We start from the raw sequence: 2,282 nt of genomic DNA on the forward strand, positions 1-2,282 counted from the left end.
CACAAAGTCAAAACCGCGGCCCCGGCAACTCAACGGGTGATGGTTTTAAAAGGCAGAAAAACAGACAAAGGAGAAAGCTGGATGAGCACACAAAACGTCAACGAAAAACCCTCCACCAAAGAAAGCACAACCCTCCGGACTGACGGTTTTGTGCGCAACATTCATTCCCGAAACCCGTTCGATGTTATCCGCGCCGATGTAGTGCTTGAACGTATCGAGAAAAAGGCTGGTCGGAGCTGCGGTATGCATTACGAGCTGTATCAGGCCCATCTGCTGGGTGGTGCGCTGGATTATCTGGATGCGCTGCCGTTGAAAGACCGTCCGGTGTTAATGGGCGCTGCGGCAAAGCGCGGCTATCTGCTGACGCTAGCCGAAGAGGAACGCGCGCTGGAAGCACGGGATGTACTGATGAGTGAACTGGCGGCAAACGACTGCTGAGAAATAAACACGGATGGCGGCGTATCGCTGCCATCCCTTAAAGACCAGAGGTAACGCAAAATGAAAGTATACGGCCATCAACACTCATCAGAGGCTTTCTTTCGGGAAACTTCCCCATCCTGTTTTGAACCAAAAGCGGAAAAGGTGATCGCTTTTCATGGAAAGGATGCCAGTTACGCCTATAACGTGCTGGCCGATCTGAAAGCCGCAGGTGCTTCATATACGCGCCGGAATATCATCGCCGATATGTTCCGCCGTCTGGGTGTGAAATGAGGTCTGGGCAATGGAACACGTGAAAGGAAAAATCCAGCAGGGGGCAGGGAACGCCTATTTTGCAGGGATGCAGTGGCGCGGTATTACACTTGGACACGCCGATGCTGCAGCGCTTAATCAGTTTGATATCGATATCAGCAAAGCTCAGGCACCCGAAGCACGCACCTGGTTGCTTCAGAACAAAGCAGAATTCATCGCTCTGATCCTGGGCATTGAAGTCGTAAAGGTCGGGTAGTGAGAAGCCAGCTAACTTAGCTCTTGAGCTAAGTTAGCTTTTGAGCTAATGTGTGCACATACGGACCAGAGATTACATTCATGTTCACAGTCATCTTTCATGATGAGGCTGAAAAAGAGTTTACGGCTCTGCCTGCTGCCATTCGTGCAAAAATGGCCAGGCTACTCATGAAGCTGGAAGCAAACCCTCGCCAGCTACGCGAGCCAGATACCAAGCCGCTTGGAAACGGCCTTTTCGAAATACGTACAATGGGGGCAGATATCGCCCGCGGAATCTGGGTATATCAGAGTGGTGAACGTATTTTTCTACTTCGGATCTTTATCAAAAAATCGCCAAAAACGCCCCCGGCAGAAATAGATCAGGCACTTCGCAGACTGGAGGAAATGCAGAATGAAATATAAAACCCTTAGCCAGGTTCATACCGAAGCAATGAACGATCATGAGTACAGCGCGGCATTCGAGGCAGAAGAAGCCTCGGAGCTACTTCGGGAAACCTTAGCAACATGGAGAAAAGAAGCGGGTTTGACGTCGGCACAGGTTGCAGAACGTATGGGCATCAAAGCGCCTACTATCTCACGTATGGAGAAGAACGCTTCGCGAATGAGTATTCAGACGCTGGTTCGGTACGCCAGAGCCTGCGGTGTTAACTTTAAAATTCAGCAGGTTTGAATGATTAGCGATGCCAATAAAGCGGTGAATGACCTGGCGAGTATTGTCCCTCTGCTGGGCGGCAGTTCGTCCCGCAAAGATTACGAAGAGGCACGTAAACTCGTTGAATATCTTCTGGAACATGATCCGGACAGCCCGCTGGTTGATATGCTGACTGCCCGCATCGATGCCTGGGAAGATAACGCGGTGGAATTTGAAGAATTTAATACGCGCTTCGAAGCAGGCAAAAACGGTGTATCGTTGCTGCGGGTTCTTATGCAGCAATACGGGCTTTCTCAGTCCGATTTCGAAAACGAGATAGGTAATAAATCGCTCGTCAGCCGGTTCCTCTGTGGTGAACGCAGTCTGACCTTTGATCACATGCGGGCGCTGGCAAATCGATTTCAAATCCCGGTCTCGATGTTTGTTGACTGATTCGGGAACAGAGCAGGCGAAGGGGGCATCGGTCCCCGTCTGGCCGCGCCTCGAAAGACCGCGCGCCTGCGGCGCCGGGAAAACCTGGCCGCGCTGACGCGCCGCCCGCATTTCCTTTCCGCGTCTTCCCTGTTTGCTGCCTGCTGTCTGCCTGCTTCCTCTTCTTCTCCCTGCTGTGATGCCTATTTTTAAACCTTAAAGGCTTTAAAAGCATACCCACACTGGACACCTTCGGCTCCCGGCCAGCTGCGCT

General features: G+C 51.7%; 6 protein-coding genes. All 6 read left to right on the top strand.

What is annotated here, in order from left to right; translation table 11 throughout:
• Window positions 1-81 precede the first annotated feature (81 nt).
• Entirely contained in the window at window positions 82-438 is a 357-nt protein-coding gene (locus ACOI7D_RS27685) for a hypothetical protein (RefSeq protein ID WP_004152717.1), read from the top strand.
• Between the two features lie 60 nt (window positions 439-498).
• Entirely contained in the window at window positions 499-711 is a 213-nt protein-coding gene (locus ACOI7D_RS27690; protein ID WP_004152718.1) for a hypothetical protein, read from the top strand.
• 10 nt (window positions 712-721) lie between these two features.
• Window positions 722-946 (top strand): hypothetical protein, encoded by a 225-nt coding sequence (locus ACOI7D_RS27695; protein ID WP_004152719.1) that lies wholly within the window; start codon window positions 722-724, stop codon window positions 944-946.
• Between the two features lie 80 nt (window positions 947-1,026).
• Window positions 1,027-1,347: a type II toxin-antitoxin system RelE/ParE family toxin gene (locus tag ACOI7D_RS27700; protein ID WP_004152720.1), complete on the top strand. Its 321-nt coding sequence runs from the start codon at window positions 1,027-1,029 to the stop codon at window positions 1,345-1,347.
• On the top strand, window positions 1,337-1,615 hold the full coding sequence (locus ACOI7D_RS27705; protein WP_004152721.1) for a helix-turn-helix domain-containing protein: 279 nt from the start codon (window positions 1,337-1,339) through the stop codon (window positions 1,613-1,615). Before ACOI7D_RS27700 ends, ACOI7D_RS27705 begins: the two co-directional genes overlap by 11 nt.
• Window positions 1,616-2,029 carry a helix-turn-helix domain-containing protein gene (locus ACOI7D_RS27710; RefSeq protein ID WP_023280875.1) on the top strand — a complete coding sequence of 138 codons (414 nt, stop codon included), beginning with the start codon at window positions 1,616-1,618 and terminating at the stop codon, window positions 2,027-2,029.
• Window positions 2,030-2,282 lie beyond the last annotated feature (253 nt).

This window comes from Klebsiella sp. C360 (assembly GCF_048822415.1).
GTDB classification, from domain to species: Bacteria; Pseudomonadota; Gammaproteobacteria; order Enterobacterales; family Enterobacteriaceae; genus Klebsiella; species Klebsiella quasipneumoniae.